General features: G+C 70.0%; 19 protein-coding genes and 1 pseudogene. 10 read left to right on the forward strand and 10 right to left on the reverse strand.

Translation table 11 applies throughout. The annotated features are described in order from the left end of the window. Positions 1-3: 3 nt before the first annotated feature. On the reverse strand, positions 4-4,467 hold the full coding sequence (locus tag Pma05_RS36390; RefSeq protein ID WP_203862078.1) for a LamG domain-containing protein: 4,464 nt from the start codon (positions 4,465-4,467) through the stop codon (positions 4-6). Between the two features lie 289 nt (positions 4,468-4,756). On the opposite strand from Pma05_RS36390, the gene Pma05_RS36395 reads away from it, so the two are divergent. Together Pma05_RS36395 and Pma05_RS36400 are read left to right on the forward strand one after the other, a co-directional pair. Further along, positions 4,757-5,761 (forward strand): helix-turn-helix transcriptional regulator, encoded by a 1,005-nt coding sequence (locus Pma05_RS36395; RefSeq protein ID WP_203862079.1) that lies wholly within the window; start codon positions 4,757-4,759, stop codon positions 5,759-5,761. A gap of 9 nt (positions 5,762-5,770) precedes the next feature. Next, entirely contained in the window at positions 5,771-6,310 is a 540-nt protein-coding gene (locus Pma05_RS36400; protein ID WP_203862080.1) for a hypothetical protein, read from the forward strand. 67 nt (positions 6,311-6,377) lie between these two features. Here the strand turns inward: Pma05_RS36400 and Pma05_RS36405 are convergent, their stop codons facing one another. Together Pma05_RS36405 and Pma05_RS36410 are read right to left on the reverse strand one after the other, a co-directional pair. Further along, a complete protein-coding gene (locus Pma05_RS36405; protein ID WP_203862081.1) occupies positions 6,378-6,923 on the reverse strand; it encodes a hypothetical protein in 546 nt (181 codons plus the stop codon). Positions 6,924-6,957: 34 nt separating this feature from the next. Next, the gene (locus Pma05_RS36410) at positions 6,958-7,377 is read right to left on the reverse strand and encodes a DUF6223 family protein (RefSeq protein WP_203862082.1); all 420 of its coding nucleotides are present in this window, start codon (positions 7,375-7,377) and stop codon (positions 6,958-6,960) included. A gap of 218 nt (positions 7,378-7,595) precedes the next feature. Here Pma05_RS36410 and Pma05_RS36415 point away from each other — a divergent pair, with 218 nt between their 5' ends. From Pma05_RS36415 to Pma05_RS44185, 4 genes and pseudogenes are all read left to right on the forward strand, one after another. Beyond that, entirely contained in the window at positions 7,596-8,711 is a 1,116-nt protein-coding gene (locus tag Pma05_RS36415; protein ID WP_203862083.1) for a sensor histidine kinase, read from the forward strand. Continuing rightward, the gene (locus Pma05_RS36420) at positions 8,708-9,370 is read left to right on the forward strand and encodes a response regulator (RefSeq protein WP_203862084.1); all 663 of its coding nucleotides are present in this window, start codon (positions 8,708-8,710) and stop codon (positions 9,368-9,370) included. Before Pma05_RS36415 ends, Pma05_RS36420 begins: the two co-directional genes overlap by 4 nt. 145 nt (positions 9,371-9,515) lie before the next feature. Further along, positions 9,516-9,620 (forward strand): annotated as a pseudogene (locus tag Pma05_RS44180) (LacI family DNA-binding transcriptional regulator); the annotation flags it as partial. After that, positions 9,614-10,063: a substrate-binding domain-containing protein gene (locus Pma05_RS44185; RefSeq protein WP_372441617.1), complete on the forward strand. Its 450-nt coding sequence runs from the start codon at positions 9,614-9,616 to the stop codon at positions 10,061-10,063. The pseudogene Pma05_RS44180 and the gene Pma05_RS44185, both read left to right, overlap by 7 nt. A gap of 145 nt (positions 10,064-10,208) precedes the next feature. On the opposite strand, the gene Pma05_RS36430 is transcribed toward Pma05_RS44185, so the two are convergent. From Pma05_RS36430 to Pma05_RS36445, 4 genes are all read right to left on the reverse strand, one after another. Continuing rightward, the gene (locus Pma05_RS36430) at positions 10,209-12,896 is read right to left on the reverse strand and encodes a GH92 family glycosyl hydrolase (protein ID WP_203862085.1); all 2,688 of its coding nucleotides are present in this window, start codon (positions 12,894-12,896) and stop codon (positions 10,209-10,211) included. A 267-nt stretch (positions 12,897-13,163) separates the two neighbouring features. Further along, on the reverse strand, positions 13,164-13,424 hold the full coding sequence (locus tag Pma05_RS36435) for a hypothetical protein (protein WP_203862086.1): 261 nt from the start codon (positions 13,422-13,424) through the stop codon (positions 13,164-13,166). A 565-nt stretch (positions 13,425-13,989) separates the two neighbouring features. Next, a complete protein-coding gene (locus Pma05_RS36440; protein ID WP_203862087.1) occupies positions 13,990-16,098 on the reverse strand; it encodes a GDSL-type esterase/lipase family protein in 2,109 nt (702 codons plus the stop codon). A 245-nt stretch (positions 16,099-16,343) separates the two neighbouring features. Beyond that, positions 16,344-16,661 carry a Rossmann-fold NAD(P)-binding domain-containing protein gene (locus Pma05_RS36445; protein ID WP_203862088.1) on the reverse strand — a complete coding sequence of 106 codons (318 nt, stop codon included), beginning with the start codon at positions 16,659-16,661 and terminating at the stop codon, positions 16,344-16,346. Positions 16,662-16,750: 89 nt separating this feature from the next. On the opposite strand from Pma05_RS36445, the gene Pma05_RS36450 reads away from it, so the two are divergent. Continuing rightward, positions 16,751-17,080 (forward strand): acyl-CoA-like ligand-binding transcription factor, encoded by a 330-nt coding sequence (locus tag Pma05_RS36450; RefSeq protein ID WP_203862089.1) that lies wholly within the window; start codon positions 16,751-16,753, stop codon positions 17,078-17,080. Between the two features lie 182 nt (positions 17,081-17,262). Next, positions 17,263-17,838, forward strand: a complete 576-nt coding sequence (locus tag Pma05_RS36455) for a GNAT family N-acetyltransferase (protein ID WP_203862090.1) — start codon at positions 17,263-17,265, stop codon at positions 17,836-17,838. Here the strand turns inward: Pma05_RS36455 and Pma05_RS36460 are convergent. Then, a complete protein-coding gene (locus Pma05_RS36460; protein WP_239313857.1) occupies positions 17,818-18,105 on the reverse strand; it encodes a DUF1905 domain-containing protein in 288 nt (95 codons plus the stop codon). The genes Pma05_RS36455 and Pma05_RS36460 overlap by 21 nt on opposite strands. Before the next feature lie 5 nt (positions 18,106-18,110). Further along, positions 18,111-18,479 (reverse strand): DUF1761 domain-containing protein, encoded by a 369-nt coding sequence (locus Pma05_RS36465; protein ID WP_203862091.1) that lies wholly within the window; start codon positions 18,477-18,479, stop codon positions 18,111-18,113. A gap of 132 nt (positions 18,480-18,611) precedes the next feature. Here Pma05_RS36465 and Pma05_RS36470 point away from each other — a divergent pair, with 132 nt between their 5' ends. Both Pma05_RS36470 and Pma05_RS36475 read left to right on the forward strand, forming a co-directional pair. Next, positions 18,612-18,986: a YciI family protein gene (locus Pma05_RS36470; RefSeq protein ID WP_203862092.1), complete on the forward strand. Its 375-nt coding sequence runs from the start codon at positions 18,612-18,614 to the stop codon at positions 18,984-18,986. After that, entirely contained in the window at positions 18,983-20,212 is a 1,230-nt protein-coding gene (locus Pma05_RS36475; protein ID WP_203862093.1) for an RNA polymerase sigma factor, read from the forward strand. The genes Pma05_RS36470 and Pma05_RS36475 overlap by 4 nt, the downstream gene beginning before the upstream one ends. A 59-nt stretch (positions 20,213-20,271) precedes the next feature. On the opposite strand, the gene Pma05_RS36480 is transcribed toward Pma05_RS36475, so the two are convergent. Further along, positions 20,272-20,913 (reverse strand): GNAT family N-acetyltransferase, encoded by a 642-nt coding sequence (locus tag Pma05_RS36480; RefSeq protein ID WP_203862094.1) that lies wholly within the window; start codon positions 20,911-20,913, stop codon positions 20,272-20,274. Positions 20,914-21,645 lie beyond the last annotated feature (732 nt).

Raw genomic sequence — 21,645 nt, forward strand, 5'->3', positions numbered from 1 at the left:
CCTTCACCGTGCTTGCTCGTCGTCGCCGTCGCAGGAGCCGCTGCCCGGATCGGGCTGGCTGGGCAGGCGTCTGGCCAGGTCGCGGATGACCAGCGGGTCCACCACACCGGACCACACCCGCACCTGGTCGATGACGCCGTCCATCTGGTTGACCATCGCGCCGTCCTCGAAGGCGGCACCGACGACGAACGGTCCGCTGGCCTGCCACGGCGATGCGATCATCCGTTGCTCGCCCTGCGGGACACCGTTGACGTACAGGCGCATCGTGCCGGTGCCGAAGTCGAAGACCCCGGCCACGTGGTACCACCGGCCCAGCTCGGGAGCCTGCTTGCCGACGATCCGGTGCCAGGCGCCGCTGCTCGTCCCGTCGGACGACGGCGTCGACAGTTGGAAGCGACCGCCGTCGTCGATCGTGGGGTGGAAGGCCAGGTTGAAGGCCATCCGGTTGACCCCGGTCTGTGACGCGACGGTGCGGTAGCCGTCGGCGCTGTTGAGCCTTGTCCAGGCCGCGACGGTGAACGACTGGTCGGTGGTCACCACCGGGCGGGTGGTGCTGGCGTAGCCGGCGCCGGCGAAGCCGAGGCCGTAAGCCGCGTGGCACCAGTTGTACCGGTCCTCGACCCACTGGTGCTCGCCGCTGAAGACAAGGTTGTGGTCCGCGCCCCAGCCGTCGGTGCCGAGCTCGTCCCGCCCCAGCTCCCAGTACGCGAGCTGCTCGGTGCGCAGCCCCTGGATGGTGTCGGGCGTCGCCACGCCCCGCCACACCCGCACGTCGGACATCGCGCCCTTCCACCGCGACGAGCGCGTGCCGTCGGCGGTGCCGCCGCAGCCGACCACCAGCTCGGTGGCCCGCCACAGCGCGAAGCCGACGGTCTGCTCTTCGGCCAGCGCGCCGTTCACGTACAGGGCGATGCGCCGGGTGTCGGCGTTCACGGTCACCGCCAGGTGGGTCCACTTCCCGGGTGTCGCGGCGCCGCTCACGGAGCCACCGGTGGCGGCGGTGTCGTCCGCCTTGGTGACCGCGAACTCCCAACCCAACGTGGTCGAGTTGTACTTCAGCATGGCCGCGAAGTGCCGGCTGCCGTGCAGGCTGAACACCCGGGAGTGGCCGGTGATGTGCGCCGGGTCCAGGTATACCCAGGCCGAGGCCGTGAACGAGCCGTCGGTGCGTACCGGCACCCGCTCGGCGGTCGGGCAGGTGTTGCCGTCGAAGGCGAGCGCGCTGTTGGCCCGGCCGTGTTGGTCCGCCACCCACGAGGCGGAGTCGAGAGTGGACAGTTGCGGACCCTGCCCGGACTGCTCCGCGGCGTACTGCTGGCGCAGTGGCCACCACGCCCGGGTACCGGCGGGAAGCCCCTCGTTCGTCCCGGCGAGGGCCGCGATCTGGCCGCTGGTCAGCACCTGCTGCACCGCCACCGCGTCGTCGACCGCACCGTGGATCGCCTCGAACGGACTGCCGCCGAACCCGCAGCCGACCCCCATCCGGCCGGTGCCCGTCGGCGGGTCGAAGGTGACCGGCCCGGAACCGGCCAGCGCGCCGTTGAGGTAGATGCGGAGCCGCTCGGCCGGGGCGTCGTACACCCCGGCCACGTGTACCCAGCTACCGGCGCTGACCCCGGACACCGGTGCCGTCGCCTGGTCCCAGTACGCCTGGGCACCCGTGCCCTGGGAGTGCCGGGAGACGGACCAGAGGGTGCCGTTGCCGTTCAGCAGCAGCTTGACGTTGCTGCCACCGGAGCCGGGCATGCCGAAGATCGTCTGACCGGCGCCGGTCGAGTAGTTGTCGATCCGCACCCAGGCGGCGAGCGTGAACGAGTCGGCGGTGTCCAGAGGCGGGCCGCCGGTCACCGCGCACCGCGTGTTGTCGCCGCCGACCTCCAGCGCGCCGCCGGCCCGGCCGTGGCGATCGGTGCCGTACCGTGGCCCGGCCGCGACCGTGAGTCCGGCCGGGCCGGCGTCGTCGGCGGTGTCGCCGTCGAACCGCCAGGCCCCGACCGGCTTCACCGGCTCGGTGGGCGCGCTGACGAACCAGGTGTCGGTGCGGGAGGACTCGTTGCCGGCCGCGTCGAGCGCCCACACCTGGAGGACATGGTCGATCGTGGTGCGCGACGGCAGGACGTCGATCCTGGCCCGACCGTTCACCGCGTCTACCGTGAGCTTGCACGTGTAGTTGGTACACGCCTTGACCGACCTGCCGTTTCCGCCGGCCTCCGGGGCGAGGACGTACCTGAACTTCGCGACGTCGCCCCCGCCGACGAGGTCGAAGTGCACGACGTCGCCCGGCGCCGGGTCCACCGTCACCTGCGCCACGTCGGCCGGCTCCGGCGGCGTGGTGTCGATCTGGAACCAGCAGTACGAGGACCAGGGCCCGGCGCCGAACTCGTCGAGCGTCTGCGCCCGCCAGCGGTACACGCCCTCGGCGAGCGCGAGCGACTTGTCCACCCTGCTCGGCAGCGCGGTGCCGGCCTGGCCGTCCGGCGTCTTCTGGCTCAGCACGGCGCCGGTCGGCCGGGACAGCTCGTACCGCAGCCGCACCTTGCCGCCGTCGGGGTCGCGCGGGGTCGCAGTCAGCGTCGGGGTCGGCGTGGTCACCAGGGTCGGGCTGGACTGGGTGCCGCAGCCCAGCTTCTCGGTGGACATCGCGCTCGGCACCTGCGGCTGGGCGTTGACCCGGAAATAGCAGTACGCGGAGTACGGCCCGGTGCGGGCGCTGTCGCCGTCGCTGTCCCAGACCCGGACCCGCCAGCGGTACCCGGTGCCCTCGGTCAGGGTGCCGGAGGGCACCGTGACCGTCTTCGTCCCCTTCGAGGTCACCGCGACGTTGAGCTGCTTGATCACGGCGCTGGAGCCGACCTTGGTCAGCTCGAACCGCAGCTCGGCGGCCGGGGCGAGGTTGGCCGGGGCGGTGGCCCTCAGCGTGGGTACCAGCGTGTTGAGCTTGTAGCCCGGCGCGGAGGTCGCACACCGCTCACCGTTGCTGAACAGGTCGACGGGCTTGTTCGCGGTATGCCAGATGACGAGCTTTCCGCTGCCGGGCAGGAGCTTGCGCCACTGGTTCCGGCTGCCCTCGTTGTCGGAGAAGATGGTGAACGACGCGGTGGCCCAGCCACGGTCGACGATGTACTTCAACCGGTCGGTCAGATGCGAGTCCTGCCACTTGAACCGCTTGTCGCCCTCGTCGCCGCACTGGTCCTCATTGGACGTCGGCACCGTCGTCGTGGCCACCATGCCGATGTACTTGTCCGGATACGTGTTGGCGAACGTCGCGGTGGAGCGCTTGAAGTAGTCCATGGCGCCGAGCCGCACCTTGTAGCTCGTGCCGCAGCCGCCGGTGTGGTCCTGGGTCATCCAGATCTGGGCGTCCGCGACCACCCGGTGCTCCAGGTCGTCCAGCCCGTTGAACTGGATCGCCGACCGCCACAGGCCCACGGCGTTGTCGTTCTGCCAACCCTGGAAGCCGACCCGCAGGTACGAGTCGCCGGACCAGGTGGTCTGGTGGACGTACTGGCCGCTCGTTCCGTAGTGGAGGTTGGCCCACTGGCTGATCTTTCCGGTGAAACGCGGGTCGATGTACAGCGGATACCGCAGGTCCGGGTTGCCCAGCAGGTCGGCGTCCGGCAGTACGGCCAGCGTCTCGCCATCCATCTCCAGGTCCATCGCGGCGGCCCGGCCGGACTCGGTGGCGACGACGTTCCCGCCCGCCCTGGCGGTCGCGGTGCTGGCCTCCGGCGTCGAGGAGTCCCACATCCACGGCGTCTCCACCGCGTACACCAGCTCACCGCCGGTGTCGGTCAGCTCGGCGGTATCGGAGTCGGTATCGACGGCCACGTCGAGGCCGGCCACCTCCAGGCCCAGCTCGATGCGTTTCAGGGCCGGGTCGGCGGCTGCCGCGGCGGTGTGGACCACGAACGCGTAGGAGAAACCGTCGGCGCTCGCGTACACCTCGAGGTCCACATCGCGCATCACGTCGTCGAACACGGCGGTGCTCCCGCTGACCCGTGGCGCCGGCAGCGTGCCCGGCCAGTCCAGGCCCACCCGCTGCCCGGTCGGCGCGGTCGCCGTGACGAACGCACCATCGCCACCGGCGATCCGCAGGTCGGAGACTGTCGCAGTGGTGCGGAACCCGCCGTCGCCGGTCGGCACGAGCGTCGGGTCGACGTCCACCCAATGCCCCGAAGCGTCCTGCGCCCACTGCGCCGCCGCGTACGTCTCGGTCCGCACCCGCCCGTCGGGCTCGGCGAACCACCGCACCGCGTAGTCCTGGTATTCGGCGACCCGCACCTCGACACCGCATTCGGCGGCCAGCGCGAGGGCCACCTCCTCGGTCTCGGCGACCAGACCGCCGGCGGGAACAGTGCAGGCGGTCGCGGCCGGTTCGCGCGCGGACGCCGGTGCGGCGGAAAGGAATCCGCCGGCCAGGATCGCGCACAGCACCGATCCCACGCGGCGTTTCAAAACCAGGGTCACGGCGCACCTTCTCCATCGCGGAGCCAGAGGGTCTGGCTGGGCAGCGAAGGTATAGCCGTCAATTCTTGGGAGCGACAAGACGAGCACCGCCCGGTATGGCAAATGTCCGGAATTCTTTGCAGCTCCCTGCAACGAGGCCCTGCATGATCCTGCAAGTCCCAGGAACCGGCCTTCACAGCCGTACCCGGAGATGATGTCCTGTCCTCGCGGGAGCTGTACTGGGTTCGAGACGGGGGGGGATCCGTTGGAGTTGTCAACGGAGGTTGTGCCCAGGCTGACCAGGTGGGGAGTGACGCCCGATGCCGATCTCGGCTACCGGGCGTTGTCGCTGCTCGGCCCCCGCACGGTCGCGCGGCTCGCCCGGGAGCTGGGCATGCCCCAGAGCCGGGTGAGTCGGGCGCTCGACGAGCTGGTGGCCGCGGCGGCGGTACGTCCCGTCCCCGCGGCCACCAACACCGGGTACCGGTCACCGGGCGCCCTCGTGTGGGAGGCGGTGGCGGTGGAACGGGTCCTCGACACGCTGCGGCAACACCGTATGCCCGCCCCGGCGCTCGACCGGTGGCGCCGGCACGTCATGGCCGCCACCGAGCTGGGCCTGGCCGCCCTGGCCCGCGCCTCGTTGCGACGCTGGCCGACCCGCTCCGCCGCCCGGCAGCGGGCGGCCAGCCTGATCGCCGCCGAACGCCACGAGCACCTCGCCATCAACACCGAAGAGGTCTTCGACGCCGAGGCAACCACCGCCGCCCTGCCACTCGACCGCAGCATCCTGGCCCGCGGCATCCGGCTGCGCGTGCTCGGCCTGCCGCCCAGCGACGGCGACCGGTACACCGCCTACGCCACCGCGCTCGGCCACGCCGGCGGGATGTACCGCGAGCTGTCGGCACTTCCGCTCAAAGTAATGATCTTCGACCGGCGCGCCGCGATGGTGCCGAGCGACCCGCTGGACCTCGAACGGGGCTACATCGAGGTCGCCGACCCCGAGGCCGTCCAGGCCCTGGCGGGCATGTTCGACCGGCTGTGGGACGACGGGACCGACCCACGGGACCAGGGGGTACCGCCCATCGAGCTGAGCACACGCGAGCAGGCACTGGTGCGCCTGCTCGCCATGGGACACACCGACCAGTCCGCGGCACAGGAGCTACGGCTCAGCGTCCGCACCGTCGCCTACACCATGCGGAACCTGATGGACCGCCTGGGCGTCGAAAACCGCTTCCAGCTCGCGCTGCTGCTCGGCGCCGCCGGTGCCGCACCCCGGCCACCGCGCCACGGCACCCCCGGCTCCACCACCACCTGAGGAGACCCCGTGTCACACCCGCTCGGGCGGCCGGCCGCCCGCGCCGCCGCGGTACTGGCGAGCGCGCTGGCGCTCACGCTCGGCACCGCCCCCCAGTCCCAGGCCGCCGGCCCCTGGGTTCCGGCCCCCTGCGCCACCGGCCAGTTCACCGCGGTCGGTGCCGCCCACGGCGGATACACCGCGCTGTACGGCCAGGTCACCGGATGCGCGCCGGACCGGGCCAACTCCGCCTTCGCCGTCGTCGTCTTCAAGCCGCAGGACTGGTTCGCGACCGCGTACCCGGAATCGCTGGTGAGCTACCAACCCGGCGGGCCGACCCACTTCGCCGGCACGATACCGACGTCACAGCAGGTGGGAGTCTGCGCCATGCGTACCCTCACCGAGCGGATCGCCTGTGCGCGGGTGACGTGGCCGGAGGACGGCCCCGCCACGCTGGAGCCGATCGCGACCACCGACCCGCTGGTCGCGGCGGCTGTCCGCTACGAGGACGACCAGCCAGAGCCGCCGGTCGGGTTCTGCGGCAGCTGCCTCGACGATCCGCAGGGTTGACCTCAGCCGACGGCCGCGATCCGGTCGCAACCCGCCCTACCGGCCGACGTCGTCCGCCGCCGGCAGCTCAGACGTGGGGTTCGGCGGCGGTGGCGCGATGCCCGGGGCCGCGTTCGCCTTGTGCACGCCGCTCGGACCGGCCACGGTCCAGGACGAATACGAGCGCGTACGCCTCGGCGAAGGCGCATACCGCCCACATCGCCCAGGCCAGGACGCTGAGGTTCAGGGGCTGGTGCAGTACGTTGAACGGGCCCATGAACTCGGCGAACACCGTGCCCAGCCACACGATGAGGCCGAGCCGCCATGCCCTGCTGTGCAGGCCCGTCGGCCAGGCGGACGCGACGGACCGGTAGACGAAGGCGTAGCCGATCCCGAACGCGAGCATCCCGCCGACGACGATCGGCGGATTCTCCAGAATCCGTGGAAGTGGCTCCAGTTCCTTCCACACGGTGATGACCTTGGCATGCTGGGTGTCGGGGTCGAACAACAGTCCTTCCGCACCTTGGCGTGAACCGCCGAACAGGCGGAAGGTGACGAACGTGCCCAGCACGAACGCGATGCCTCCGGCGAGGCCGGCGGCGAGTGTTCGCCAGACCGAGATGGTGTGTCGCATCGTTCTCCCTCCGGTACTCGCCGCAGCCAACCGGTCACACGGTGCGGCGGGAACGGGCCAGAGCCAGCCAGCCCAGGACCGTGGCGATCAACCCGATCACCAGGGCCACGAAGCCACCCACGATTCCGTAGCCGGTGCCGGGACCACCCTCGGCGGCGGCCACCACCAGCCCGCCGCCGACCATGCCGGTCAGCCCCGCCGCCAGGGCCACGATGGCCCCCCTTTTCCCGGTGCCGTTGCCGATACGACCGGCGGAGCGGGCCAGAGCCAGCCCACCGACGACCACGCCGGCCAGCGCCACCAGCGCGGCCACGCTGCCCACGAGTCGCCCGGCGGTCATGGTGTAAGCATCGACAGCGGCCGACTGGGCCGAGGCGTGCGCGGCCGATGGTGTGGCAAGCCCGAAACCCCCGAGCAGGGCGGTGAAAACGGTAAACAGGCGACGGACGGGCATGAGGTTCTCCTTACCTTCCTACGACTGGAACTCGTCTGATCCTGTCCGCCGGGCCCACCACCTGTCGTCCCGCAAACGCGGGCACTTCACCCTGCCGCAAGCGGCACGTCCGGCTGACGCGGATGCCGCAGAAGCCGGGACGGTACCGCGGGTGCGGTAGCCGGCCGATCATCCGCGCGCACGAGTCGCCCGGGCCGACATCCGGCTAGGGTGCGCGCATGGGCAGGGGACGGATCGGTGTCAGAGACTGGGCGATCGCCGCTGGTGTGGCGGCGATCCTGCTGGTCACCGGGCTGACCGGGCAGCGCTCCGCCACCAACCTCGACCTGCTCGGCTACGCGTTGCTGACGGTTGGCGGCCTGTCGCTGGCCGCGCGCCGCCGCGCGCCGGTTCCCGTCCTGGCCGCCACCGGGCTGTGCGCGGTGGGTCACCAGGCGGCCGGGGTCGACGTGCCTGCCGTCGCGTACCTGTTCGCGGTGTACGCCGCCGTACGGGCGGGACACCGCACTGTCACGGTAGCGGCGAGTGTGATCATGCTGGCCGCTCTCCCCCTCGCCGCAATGGCGGCGGGCCTGCACGACACGAGCGAAGCGTTCGCGCAGGCCCGAAGTGTCCTCGAGCTGGCCTGGCTGATCGCCGCCGGCGCGGCGGGTGAAGCGCTGCGGCAGGCCGAACGGAGGGCGGATGAGGCCGAGCGCACCCGGGAGGAGACCGCGCGGCGCCGCGCCGACGAGGAGCGCCTGCACATCGCACGGGAACTGCACGATTCGCTCACCCACCAGATCTCCGTCATCAAGGTGCAGGCCGAAGTCGCAGTCCACCTCGCCCACCGGCGGGGCGACCCGGTGCCGGAGGCCCTGCTGGTGATCCGGGAGGCCGGTCGTGAGGCGAGCCGAGAACTGCGGGCGACCCTGGAGGCGCTACGGGACGACGGAAAGGCCCCACCGCATGGCCTCGATCACGTCCCGGAGCTGGTACAACGGGCTCGGACGACCGGCCTCGACGCGACGCTGACGATCGAGGGACAACGACCCGACGTGCCGGCCGCGGTGGACCGGACCGTCTACCGAATCGTCCAGGAGTCGCTGACCAACATCGCCCGTCATGCCGCCGCCGAGACGGCGTCGGTCCGGATCGACTACCGTCCGGACACCCTCGCCATCCAGATCGACGACGACGGCAAGGCCACGCCGGGCACCGCCCTGGTGCCCGGCGTCGGGCTGCTCGGGATGCGGGAACGCGTCACCGCCCTCGGTGGTCACCTGCGGGCGGAACCACGCAGTGAGGGCGGCTTCACCGTCCAGGCCGAACTCCCCGTGGACCGAATGTCATGATCCGGGTCCTACTGGTCGACGACCAGCCGCTCCTGCGCAGCGGATTCCGCGCCCTTCTCGACATCGAAGACGACATCGAGGTGGTGGCCGAGGCCGCCGACGGGAAGGAGGGCCTGGCTCTCGCCAGGAAACACCTGCCCGACATCGCGCTCATCGACATCCAGATGCCGGTCATCGACGGTATCGAGGCGACCCGGCGCATCGCCGCCGACCCGGCCCTGGCCGGCATACATGTCGTCATCCTCACGAACTATGGACTCGACGAGTACGTCTTCAACGCGCTGCGCGCCGGCGCCGCCGGATTCCTCGTCAAAGACATCCAACCGGAAGACTTCCTGCACGCCGTACGGGTCGCCGCGCGCGGCGACGCGCTGCTCGCACCGACGATCACCCGCAAGCTGATCGACCAGTACATCACCCAGCCGCTCCACCCGGACCCCGAGGCGGTGCTGAAAGAACTGACCAACCGCGAACGCGAGGCCGTCGTGCTGGTCGCGCAGGGCCTGTCCAACGACGAGATCGCCCAGCGCATGGTGATCAGCCCGCAGACCGCGAAAACCCACATCAACCGTGCCATGGCCAAGCTCCACGCCCGCGACCGCGCTCAACTCGTCGTCCTCGCCTACGAATCCGGCCTGGTAGCCCCGCGCAACTCCTGACCGAGGGAACGAGGACCGCTGTTGCCGTTCCAGCCCGGTTCCGGTCGGCCCGGCCACCCGCGACAAGGTCCTCGCGGCGGTCGAGGTCCTCGGCTACCGCCCCGACGCGCGGGCCCGCTCACTGAAGCTGGGGCGTACCCATGCTCTGGGTCTCATCCTCCCCGACGCCTCCAACCCCTTCTTCGCCGAACTGGCCCACGCCACCGAACGCGCCGCGGCCCGCCTCGGCTACGCCCTGCTGATCTGCAACACCTCCGACAGTGCCGCCGACGAGGCTGGCAGCGCGCGCTGGCCTCCGCGAACCTCCATCCGGGAAGCTGCCTCCACGCGCCGTTCACCTACCACGGCGGCTACCGTACGGCGCGCAACCTCCTCACCCGACGTGACCGCCCGGACTCAGTCCTGGTGGCCTCCGACGTCCAAGCGGTTGGCGTCATCAGCGCCGCGGCCAGTCTCGGCCTACGCATACCGGACGACCTCGCCGTGGTGTCCATCGACGGAACACGGGCGGCGGCCTTCGCCAATCCGGGCCTCACCACCGTGAGCCAACCCGTCGCCCGGATGGCGGCCTGTGCCGTGCAACACGTCACCAGCCGGCAGAGGGAAGTGATCCACCGTACCTACACCGGCCGCCTCGTCCGGCGGCGTAGCTGCGGATGCGCCACCTCCGTCACCGAGCAACCGGAGACATGAGGCGAGCAGCGGCGGCAAACCCACTCGCCCGACGGCGGGCTCTCCGCTCCGCGGGGAACGCCCATCGATTCCTCCGGCAACGTCCAGCGCTGCTGATCGCGGCGGCCGACGAGAATCCGAAATACCGGACCAGTGCGAGCGGGGCTCAGCCGGAGCCGGCCGGCACCACCGTCACGCGCAGCAGCACCGGCTGTGGGCTGTGGCTGGCCGAGAACCTGACCGGCAGATCGAAACTGCCGGCCGGCGTGTCGGGCCCGGCCGAGACGGTGACGTCGACGGCGGCGTCCCGGGCCGGTTCGACGGCGAGGCTTCCCGACGTCGTCGACAGGGTCAGGCCGGTCGGTGCCGTCGCCGACCAGGAGACCGTCGCCGGATCGGCGGCGGTGCCGCGTACGCCGATCCGCACCGTGCCGGTCCCGCCGGCCGGTACCACCAGTTCCCCGGCCGGCGACGTGTAGCCGATGCCAGCCGCCTCGCCGGTCCGGTCCGACGGTGGCCGGTCGCCGGGTGCGGTGCCCCAGGAGGTGTCGGGGGTGGCCGACAGGGCGAGCCGTACCGTGGTGCCGGCCTCGGCGGTCACCTTGGCGGCCGGCAGCCACGGCCTGGACCAGCGCTCACCGTCCACGGTCGCGCCGGTGATGTACCGCGGTCCGGCGTCCGCGCCGGGCGCGTCGACGGCCAGCACGGCACCGTCCGGCCGGACCACCTCGACGTGTGGGAACAGTGGTACCGCCAGTTGCAGGTCGGCGGTGCCGGGGTTGAGCGGGTACAGCCCCAATGCCCCCCACACGTACCAGGCCGAGACCGCGCCGAGGTCGTCGTTGCCCGGCAGGCCGTTCGAGGCCGGGGTGAAAAGCCGGTCGAGTACGGCTCGGACCGTCCGCTGGGTCTTCCAGGGTGCGCCGGTGTAGTTGTAGAGCCACGGGTGCCCGAAGGTCGGTTCGTTGCCGAACCAGTAGTACGGCGCGTTCGGCCCGGCCATCCCCCAGCGCTCGCCGGCCGGGGCGTCGAAGAACGCGTCGAGCCGGGCGGTGGCCGCGGCGTCACCGCCGAGCGCGGCCACGAGCCCGGCCGGGTTGTGGGTGACCATGAAGGTGTACTGGGTGGCGTTGCCCTCGTTGAACCCCGGCTGGCCGAACGCCCCGTCGCCGGGCGGTTGGAACCCGGGTCCGGGCGGAAAGCCTCCCCCACCGTCGCGCTGCTGGACGTACGGACCGGTCGCGGTGTACGGGTTGACGACGTTCTGCCAGTTCTGCGCCCGGCTGAGGTAGGTCTGGTAGAGGTCCGTCCGGCCGAGTGCCTTGGCGAACTGGGCGATCGCCGCGTCGTTGGCGGCGTACTCCAGGGTCAGCGACGGGTTGCCGGGCACGTACCCGTAACTCAGGTACTCGGCGTTGGCCTCCCGCTCCACGTACCCCCACTGGCCGACCCCGTCGGCACCGCCGCCGCCGTGTTCGGCGCCCTTCAGCATCGCCGCGAGCGCCGCGCCGGTGTCGAACGTCCGACCCCCGAAGGCGTACGTCGCCGCGATGATGTTGTCGGCCGGGTCGCCGGCCATCACCTGGGTGTACCCGTTCGCCACCGGCCACTTCGGCAGGAAGCCGCCCTGCTCGGCCATGTTGACCAGGGACTGGGCCTGGTCGGCGGCAACCACCGGGTCGAGCAGGGCGACCAGGGCGGCCTGGGACCGGTAGGTGTCCCAGCCGGAGTAGTTCGTGTACTGGGCGGCCTGCCCTTCGCCGAGCTGGTGGACCTGCTGATCCATCCCCGGATAACGTCCGTCGGCGTCGCTGAACAGGTTCGGCGCGAGGGTGGCGTGGTAGAGCGCGGTGTAGAAGTTCGTCCGCTGGATCTCGTTGCCGCCGGTCACGCGTACCCGGTGCAGCAGGTCGGTCCAGGTGGTGCTGGCGGCGGCCCGTACCTCGGCCAGCGTACGGGTGCCGACTTCCGCGTCCAGGTTCGCGACGGCCGCGGCGGCGCTGACGTACGACATCCCGACCCGCATGTGGACGGTCCGCGCCTCCCGGGTGTCGAACGTGAGGTACCCGCCCGCCGCGGTGCCGGCCGGCCGGCTGCCCTCCGCCGACGTCGATCCGGCGCTCACCGCGTCGCCGCGCCACGTCCCGTAGCCGGTGAACGCCTCGTCGAACCGTGCCGCCAGATAGACGGTGTAGGTGTTCGGCTTGTCGCAGAAACCGCCCGCGCCCTCCCGGGTGTTGTTCACGATCGCGGCGGTCACCTGCCGCCGCGTCGGGTCGATCGAGATCGAGCCGCCGCTGCCCGTGTTGAGGCTGCTGGCCCGGACGAGCATCCGCGCCGCGTCGGTGCCCGGATAGCTGAACTCGCTCACCGCGCCGCGCCGGGTCACCGCCATCGCGGCTGCCACCCCGGAGGTCCGCAGGGTCGTGGCATAGTAGCCCGGCGCGGCCACGGAATCGTCCTGGCTGAATTCCTCCCTCGCCTGCTCGGGCTTGCTCAGCTCACCGACGACCGGCAGAAAACCGCCGTCGTTGCCGACATAGTCGCAACCCATTCCGGAGAGATGGTTGAGGGAGAATCCGGTGATGGCATCCGCGGTGTCCAGATAACCCGCCGCCGTCCGGCCGTCGGTGTCCGGACCGAGTTGGATCATTCCGAACGGCAGCGCGGCGGCCGGCGAGGTGTTGCCGGTGCCCACGTCGCCACCGGCGTCACCGGTTCCGATGTGCGGGTTGACGTACCGGACCGGGTCGGTGACCTCGCCCGGCATCCGGAGCGACGCGCCGGCAGCCGGCAACAGCGCGGCCACCGCCACGCCGGACAGGAACAGACTCGGAATCAATAACTTTCGCACCGGGATTGCCGCTCTTCCGTTTTGCGGAATGACAACGTCCTCTTGTCGAGGAGCGCTGATATTGCATTACGCAACTACGGGAAGTCAAGGATGCGTCGCGGCTATATCGCGATCATGCCCGGCATCGGCCACTGGCGGAAGGGACGCGTCACCCCGTTCGGAGGGCGTTGCGACCGGCGTTGATGGGGCCGATGGCCGTTTGTGGGAAGTAACGTACTCGTCCAGCACGACGTGCGGGTGCCGGCGCGCTCACCGGCGCCCACCTCGTCAGCAGAGCGCGGTGAGCGTGGCCTTCCAGGTGTGCCCGGATCCGGCCGGCGAGTAGGTGGTGCTGACCTCCTGGCAGGTGGGGCTGTACGCCTCCATCTGCCGCAAGGCCGCAGCGTGGGCGTCGGGCGGGTTGACGCCGTACGCGATGAAGATCTGCTCGGTCGACGCGGCGGCCGTACCCGGCGCTGCCACCAGGCCGGCAGCGAAGCCCGCCGTGACCACGGCGGCGGCAAACGTCCTGATCATTGTCCTGCGCATCGGTTCCTCCGTAAGAACGGTGCCGGCATCTGCGAGGCGGGTCGCCCAAGCCCTACCCGCCGCACCGGAACGCTCCGGCGGACGCCGAGCTGAGGTCTGACGACGATCACCAGGTGGTGGCCCGAACACTCTAACCCGAACGACCCGAACTCATCGACCACGATCCAGTTCGTCGGCCGGTCGAGGACCACGACGGCGGTCAACATCGCCCACCAGCCCACCACGCCGACCATCGTCGCAACGCGACACTTACGCCCTGACTCAGGGCATGACGCCCCCGTCTACCCCCGAAACCCCTCCTCAGAGTCGACAAGTCGGAACTGGCGCGCTGGTGTCGGCGGTGGCGCGAGAGACGTTGTCGACCGCGACCGAACCGGCGACCGATGCGGTCGCCAGCGCGGTACCGGCGGCCACGACCGGCCAGAGCCGTCGAGGTCCGAGGCCGTAGGTGAAGGAAACCAGGATGGTGTGCGGGTAGGCGGCCGCCAGGGGCCGGCAGGGCGCTCCGACGAGCGTCCCATTGGCACCCCGGTCCCCTCCTCTGCCGCAGGCTGTACCCGTGCCCTCAGAGCACGGAACGCACCGCGCCGTTGGTGTTCACCAGCACGCGTCGGTCGTTGAGCGCCAACGCGTACGCCAGGTTCCCGGGCTCGAACGGGTGGAACGACGATTCCCGGTAGCTGAAGACGAGGTCGTTGATCCACGGATCGGTGCCGCACGCGGCGTGCTGGTTGCCCGCGAACCGGCCCGTCACCTCGCCGGTGAAGGCCACCACGCCGGCGTCGAAGGCGGCCTGCTGGATCACGCTGTTCAACCGGCCGCCGAGCCGCACGATCATCCGCCGTTCGTCGTCGTCGAGCGCCGCGTTGATGGCGAGCGGGCAGGGCAGACCCGGCGCAACGAGCTGCGGGTAGCCGGCCACGAAGATGTCGGCGCCCGGCGCCCGCAGCCGGAGGTCCCGGTAGAGCAGGCGCAGCGGGTTGTAGAGAGCGTCGATCGTGTCGTTGAGCGCCGGCTCCCGGTGGGTGCACTGCACCGGAAGCAGGATGCAGTTGGTCAGTTCCGGCCCGAACCCGGCGTCGTTGCCGCCGATCGTCATGGTGATCAGCGTGGGGCCGGGGGCGTGCCACGGAATGAGGCCCTTCTGGTACAGGTCCACGTCAAGGGTCGTGGCACCGGAGCAGGCGAACAGTTCGGGCTGCGGGTCCCACGGTGCCTTGGCCAGGTAGGCCCACGTGTTGGGCGAGCGCCCGCATTGCGCGTCGGCCTTCGAATCCTGGTTGCCGATCCCGGCCGAGTAGGAGTCGCCCAGCGCGAAGAACCTGGTGTATTGCGGCACGCCCGTGGTGCGTATCTCGATGGGCACCGAGGCCGGCCCCTCCAACAGCCCGTTGACCGGCACGACACGCCAGCGGTACCAGTTGCCGGCGTTCAACAGGCCGGGGTTGAACGACGTCGCGGAAACCGCCCAGGGCAGCCGGGTCCAGCTGTCAGGGGCGCGCGCGAGGTCGATCATTTCGATGTAGTAGCCGGTGGCCTCCGCTGTGGACGTCCACGACAACCGGGACTCGTTGGCGGTGGGGCCGGGCGAGCCATTCAGCGTTACACGGCCCGGCACGACGCCGCCGAACACGGCCCGGGAATGGTTGCCCGGCTGGCCGGTCATCAGCCCCTTGGTCGGCACGAGACGGTAGTCGACCTGCGTGCCCGCCAGGCCATCCGTGGTCCATGTGGTGTCCGAGACGGGGTACGGCAGCCGGGTGAAGGTCGTCTCGTTCGAGGGCTTGATGACCCGCTGCTCGACCAGGTAACCGGTGGCACCCGGTGTGGCCGACCAGTTGAGCCGGGCTGCCCGGTTCAGCGACGTGGTGCTCACCGCCGGACCGGTCGACGGCCACGTCACATTCGTCGGTCCGACGAAGCTGCGGCCGATGCCGACGCGGTTCAGCGCGTTGGCGAACGCCGCCGCGATCCGCGCCTCACCGGTCGAGTTGGGGTGCGTGCCGTCCCAGGTGTGTACCGCCGGATCCCAGCCGGCCGGGTCGGCGGTGGTCACCACCCTGGACGCAGAGGTCGACATCGACGCAGCGAGGGCGTCGTACCGCGCGTTGAGGTCAGCCGTGTCGGCCTGGTTGAGGTACACCTTGCCAAAGATGTCGTAGCGCGACAGGGTGTGGCCGATGACGATGGTGACCGAGGGGTTCGCCGCGCGCGCGTTGCTGACGAAGGTACGCATGTCGTCGGCGACCTGCGCCGGGCTGTGCGAGAACCAGGCCAGGTCATTGATGCCGAGCAGGACCAGGACGACCTGCGCTCCGGTGCTGGACACCGCGCCCTGGACGGTGTCCTTCTCGAACGTCAGCGGCCGTCCCCACTGCGCGTGGTGGTCCCGGTCGAACGGATACGGATAGGTCTGGTCGCCGTGCTGGTTGGTGACGTTGTTGTACAGGTCCGTCCGGTCACCCACGAGGTCGAACGAGACGCTGGCGTTCAGCAGATGCTGGTACAGGTGGTAGCGCCAGGTGATGTCGCCCGACGATCCCTGGGTGATCGAGTCGCCGACGACCATGATGCGTAGCGGAGCGGCGGCGAAGACCGCTCCCCCGGTAGCCAACACCATCGCGAGCACCATTGCGCCGACGAGCGCGCCGCGACGCCAGACTCCGCCGTTCATCCCCGGCCCTCCAACCCATCGACGAGTGAGAGCATCGAAACACACCCGCGTGGAAGCGGCGTGGAAGATCAACAGCGGACTGGTAGATCCTTTCGGACGTCTTTGTGATGTTGGTTCAGCATCGAGAAAGAACCGCTCGACCCGGTTGAGCCAGGAGGCGCGGGTGGGAGTGCTTGCCCCCGGGCGACTGACGTCGCCGGTGGGACGAGGCCGACCGGTTCGTGGGCGCCCGGCCTCGTATCAGCTCACCGGAACGCGTCCGCGTTCTCCTCCGCCCACTGTCGGAAGGTCCTGGCCGGGCGGCCGGTGATGTCCTCGACCGTGTCCAGGACGTCACGTCGAACCCTGACCCGCACCTCGAGGAAGTAGTCCACGACCATGTCCGGGACATGCCGCGCCAGCTCCACCCGGGCCTGCTCGACGGTGAGTTCCTCGAAGACCAGTTTGCGGTCGATCACCGCGCCGATCTGTTCGACCTGCGCGGCGAGGGTGAGCGCCTCCGGTCCGGTCAACGGGTACGTCTGGCCGTGGTGGCCCGGTTCGGTGAGCGCCGTGAATCCCACCGAGGCGACATCGGCCGTTCGCCTCGGCCGGCACCCACCTGCGCGGACGTCCCCGCAACGAACCCTTCCCCGAATCGCTCTCCGCACTGTTGGACGAGACCAGCACGATCCTGGAGGCGGACCGGGACCGCCAACTCGTCCGGATCCGCCTCCTCGTCACCACCCCGTCCCTCGCCGGGTCGTACCTGGCCGTGCTGACCGACTTCGAGCGACTCCTCCGCGCATTCGTCGCCGAACGCACCGACGAGCGGCCCGACAGCCCGCAGGCCAGGCTGATGGCCGCAGCGACCACCACCGCCTTCCGGGTCGCCACCGAGATCTGGCTCGACAGCGACGGCGCGCTCTCGCTGGCGGCGCTGGCCCAGGACAACCTCAGCCAACTCCTCGACGGGCGCCCCAGATCAGCCGACGTCGACTAGACACGTCAGCGACTCACCCGAGTACCGTCCGACATGCGTATCCAGCCGCGATCCAGGCGTCACAGAGCGTGACCGGCCGGCGTGTCGATGAGCGTCGGACATAGCCGAATTGAGGAAGTAGAAGTCCCCTTGGCATCCTGCATCGTGAACGTCAGTGCAGAACAGATTGAGGTTGAGGTGGCATGGTATTGGACGCGCTCACTGCGGCTCGCTCGCTCCTACGTCCCCTGGAGCGCAAGGACATTCCGGCACTCGCCCAGCTCGCCCGGGCCAACCGAGAGTTCCTGGCGCCGACGAGTCCGCTGCACCCAGCGGAGTACTTCACCGACGAGGGACAGGAGCGCGCCGCCCTCGCGAGCCTGCAAGCGGCGGAGAACGGCACCGCGCTGCCGATGGTCATAGTCGACGGGGCCGGGAATCTCGTCGGCACACTGAACATCAACAGCATCATTCGAGGGGCGTTCCAGTCCGCGAGCATCGGCTACTGGATCTCTCAGGACCGCAACGGTCAGGGCTTTGCCTCCGCAGCGGTGGCCGCCGCCAAGCGGACCGCCTCTGCGCAACTTGGCCTGCATCGACTCCAGGCAGAAACCCTGGTTGACAACCGACCGTCCCAGCGGGTTCTGATCAAGAACGGCTTCGTACCGTACGGCCAAGCCCCGGAGTACCTCAAGATCGCCGGCCGGTGGCGGGACCACTTGCTGTTCCAGGTCACCTTTCCCGACGCTGAGCAGCAGCTATCGGAGACGTTCCTGTAGCCGTACGGTGACCTGCTGGCCGGCCTCCTTGCCTATCGCGCGGCGCAGGTCGGCCTTCACCGGCAGCTTGTGCCGGCCGTCGCCGAGCGCCATGAACGAGGACCGGAACGGGACGCCATCGATGGTTCCGCGCACCTTGACCAGCCCTCTGGTGCCGAAATACTCGGCAGAGCCGGGCATGATCACGTATGTCCAGCCATTGTCGGCGTCGCTCTTCTCCAGGGTTGCAGTGAACTCGGTGTCCAGCGGCCCAGGCATGGCGGGCATGGCGATTACCTCCAGAGTCCGACGATCAGCATGACGACGGGCAGCTTGAGCAGCCAGTCTCCGGCGTGGATGGCGGCCAGTCGCCACGGCACGCGTTCGTGCAGGACCGATCCGCTGAGCAGAACCAGCGGGAAAGCGGCCCAGGCGAGCAGCGCGACCAGGATCGCCGACGGTACGCCGGTGACGCCGATCCGGTCGGCAGCGACCGCGAGCACCGCAGCGAGGATCGAGGCACGCGCCAGTTCGAGTAGCGCATGCCAGGCCGGCGGCCGGCTGGTACCGGCATAGGCGTCGCTGAGCCGGGCAAGTGAGCGGCCAAGTACGGCATACCAGACACTACTAATCAGGAACGATGCCACCACCGCGACCGTCACGGCGGCAAGGTGCACGATCATCACGTTTCTCCCACGTACGGGCGCCTCGGCGAGGCACCATCGGTGGAGGATCGAATCTGGAGCGGCGATTCTCGACAGCTCCGCGAAGGAAACTTCTGGCACGGTGAGGCTATGAAGTTTCTCCTGCTCATCTACTCCAACCCGGCGTCCCGCGAGATCTGGAGCCGGCTACCGGCCGAGCAGCGCAAGATCGGCCTCGACGCGTACACCGCACTCGACGACGAGCTGGCCGCCAGCGGCGAACTCGTCGTCTCCGAAGCGCTGGCCAACCCGTCCCAGGCCCAGCGGGTCAGCGTCGATGACGACGGCCGCACGAGCCTGACAGACGGCCCGTTCCCGGAGGTGAAGGAGCTGGTCGCCGGCTTCTACCTCATCGATTGCGAGGACCGGCACCGCGCAATACAGATCGCCGCCCGGATTCCGGAGGCCGCACTCGGGCTGGTCGAGGTGCGTCCGGTGATGTCGCTGTCCGGTTTCCTCACGTGAGCGGCGGTCGCGGGCTGAACGACCTGCTACGGGGCCTGGCGCCGCAGGTGCTCGCCGCGCTGGCGCGGCGCTACGGAGCCTTCGACGCGGCGGAGGATGCCGTGCAGGAGGCACTGGCAACAGCAGCCGCGCAGTGGCCACGCGACGGTGTACCGGCGCAACCACGGGGCTGGCTGATCACCGTGGCAACGCGCCGGCTCATCGAACAGTTTCGCAGCGACGCCGCCCGGCGCGGCCGGGAGCTACGGGCGTGGCAGCTCGATCGGACGCCGGTCGAGGTCGCCGATCGCGACGACACCCTGCGGCTACTGCTGCTGTGCTGCCATCGCTCGCTGCGCCGACCGGCGCGGGTGGCCCTCACACTGCGGGCCGTGGGCGGGTTGACCACCGCCGAGATCGCCCGCGCCTACCTGCTGCCCGAGGCTACTGTCGCGCAGCGGATCAGCCGCGCCAAGCGCCGCATCCAGGACAGCGGCGCACGGTTCGACATGCCGGACGCAGCCGAAACCGCCGACCGGCTCGACGCCGTCATGCAGGTCCTGTACCTGATCTTCACGGAGGGTTCGACGGTCAGTGCCGGCGCGACTCTCAACCGGGTCGACCTGACCACCGAGGCGATCCGGCTCACCCGGCAGCTCGTCGCCGCACTGCCTGGCCACGGTGAGGCGGCCGGGCTCCTGGCATTGATGCTGCTCACCGACGCCCGGCGGCCCGCACGCACCACTCCGGACGGCGACCTCGTTCCGCTCACCGAGCAGGACCGAACCCGGTGGGATCAGCACGCCATCGCCGAGGGAACGGCGCTGGTGAAGAACGCACTCGCAACCGCGCCAATCGGGCCGTACCAGTTGCAGGCGGCCATCGCCGCGGTACACGACGAGGCGGGCACGGCGCAGGCCACCGACTGGAAGCAGATCCTCGTGCTGTACGACCTGCTCGGCACGATCGCGCCGGGCCCGATCGCCACAGTGAACCGCGCGGTCGCACTAGCCATGGTGCAGGGAGCGACCGCCGGACTGGCGGCACTGGACACCGCGGTAGCCGCCGAACCGGCGCTCGCCGGCTACTACCGCGTCGACGCGACGCGCGGCTACCTGCTCGACCTCGCCGGCGACCACGCCGCCGCCCGGGAAGCGTACGCACGCGCGGCGGCCGGCACCCTGAGCCTGCCCGAGCAGCGGCACCTGCGCTCGCGAGCCGACAATTCCTACCTGCCACCGCGCTGAAGAGCGGGAGCGTGGCCGGCGATCGGCCTAACTACGTGCCTTCTGGCGACCCCGGCCGGTCACGGCTGCCAGACCATCGTCTGCTGGTGGAGTTGCCTGCCGCCCTGCCTGGCACCGGGGACCAATGGAGTCGGACCATGTCTGGCGAAGCCGACGCGTTCGAAGAACCTCACCGCACGCGTGTTCTCGGCCAAGGTCTGTAGATAGCACCCGGGTGAGCCGGTCTGGATGAGTCGATCGAACCATCGCTTCATCAGGCCGTCGGCGGCGCCGGTTCCCCGGGCCAGGGGCGTCACGTTGATGTGCAGATGGGCCGGCCAACGGGCATCGTCGAAGCCCCTTGCGGTGGGCATTCGCCGAAGCGCGGCCGACGCGATGTCGACCATGCCACGCGCGAAGAAGGCCGCGGGCTTGGGTCGGAATACCAGCCGATACTTCGCGATCGCCCGCTCCATGCGCTCTTTCTCGCTTGGAAAGGTCGAGCTGTCCAGGCACCCCGCCAGGTAGCCGACGACATGGCCACCCGCCACGGCGACAAACAACGAGTCCGGTTCCTGGCTCATGTACGGCTCCAGGTACATGGCCGCCTCCGACTCTTCGTGCCCCCACAACAAGGAAGACGGAGAGCCCTCGCCCGCCCGGCCGAACAGCTCACGCAGCGCGGCGCGGTCAGTCCCCGCGAAGCTACGGATTTCGATCATCCTGGGCCCCCGACACCCTCCCCCGCTGATCGGACCAGTCTGCCACGTCCACAGCCCGGGGATTTTTAGGACGATTTCGTGGGATCTGCCGCTGCTGGGATCTACTCGTGACGGGGCACCGGCGTCCGGCACGCCCGCTCGGCGGCAGATTCGGACGCCAAAACCCGGTGTGCGCCAGAACGCTGACCTACTCCGTGTACAGCCTCGGGCAGCCACTAGGAACCACTCACCTGGAGGCCGCTACGCCCCGTGGCCCGCCCCCCGCCTGCCGACGTCCGAAACTGTCGATGTGCGGATGCGTGCTCGGTGCGTTGTGGCAGCAGCAGCGCCCTCGATCTTGTAGGTCTCACAAACACACGATCGACGACGCTCCGCCGACCTGCGTGGTCATCTGCGATGACCGAGGCACGGTCGCGCGTCAGGCGCGGATCCGCGCATTCGGGCTATTCCACGCCCGCAGCGTGGTGGACCATCTGAGAAATCACACCTGGGCAGCTGGCAGCAAACAGCAATTTCTCAGTATCCATACCCGGTATGAGTCGTCTTCCAGCGCATGCCGCCGACCATGTGCTCCAAATAGCCCGAGTCCCTGACCGTCGCTGTGTCGACAACCATGATGAGAATCCCGTTACAGCGCGATCACCCATCCGCACATGCCGCCGAGCGGGCACGGCGGCGCGCTGTGCACGGATCACAGAGCGTGGCGGCGTACGGCTGGCGCACTGCTTCCGA

This window comes from Plantactinospora mayteni, assembly GCF_016862935.1.
GTDB classification, from domain to species: Bacteria; Actinomycetota; Actinomycetes; order Mycobacteriales; family Micromonosporaceae; genus Plantactinospora; species Plantactinospora mayteni.

Coding starts and splice junctions, on each gene's coding strand:
- Pma05_RS36405 (WP_203862081.1), bottom strand. CDS start 6,923: ATGCGACACACCATCTCGGTCTGGCGAACACTCGCCGCCGGCCTCGCC.
- Pma05_RS36410 (WP_203862082.1), bottom strand. CDS start 7,377: ATGCCCGTCCGTCGCCTGTTTACCGTTTTCACCGCCCTGCTCGGGGGT.
- Pma05_RS36415 (WP_203862083.1), top strand. CDS start 7,596: ATGGGCAGGGGACGGATCGGTGTCAGAGACTGGGCGATCGCCGCTGGT.
- Pma05_RS36420 (WP_203862084.1), top strand. CDS start 8,708: ATGATCCGGGTCCTACTGGTCGACGACCAGCCGCTCCTGCGCAGCGGA.
- Pma05_RS36435 (WP_203862086.1), bottom strand. CDS start 13,424: ATGCGCAGGACAATGATCAGGACGTTTGCCGCCGCCGTGGTCACGGCG.
- Pma05_RS36440 (WP_203862087.1), bottom strand. CDS start 16,098: ATGAACGGCGGAGTCTGGCGTCGCGGCGCGCTCGTCGGCGCAATGGTG.
- Pma05_RS36455 (WP_203862090.1), top strand. CDS start 17,263: ATGGTATTGGACGCGCTCACTGCGGCTCGCTCGCTCCTACGTCCCCTG.
- Pma05_RS36460 (WP_239313857.1), bottom strand. CDS start 18,105: ATGCCCGCCATGCCTGGGCCGCTGGACACCGAGTTCACTGCAACCCTG.
- Pma05_RS36470 (WP_203862092.1), top strand. CDS start 18,612: ATGAAGTTTCTCCTGCTCATCTACTCCAACCCGGCGTCCCGCGAGATC.
- Pma05_RS36480 (WP_203862094.1), bottom strand. CDS start 20,913: ATGATCGAAATCCGTAGCTTCGCGGGGACTGACCGCGCCGCGCTGCGT.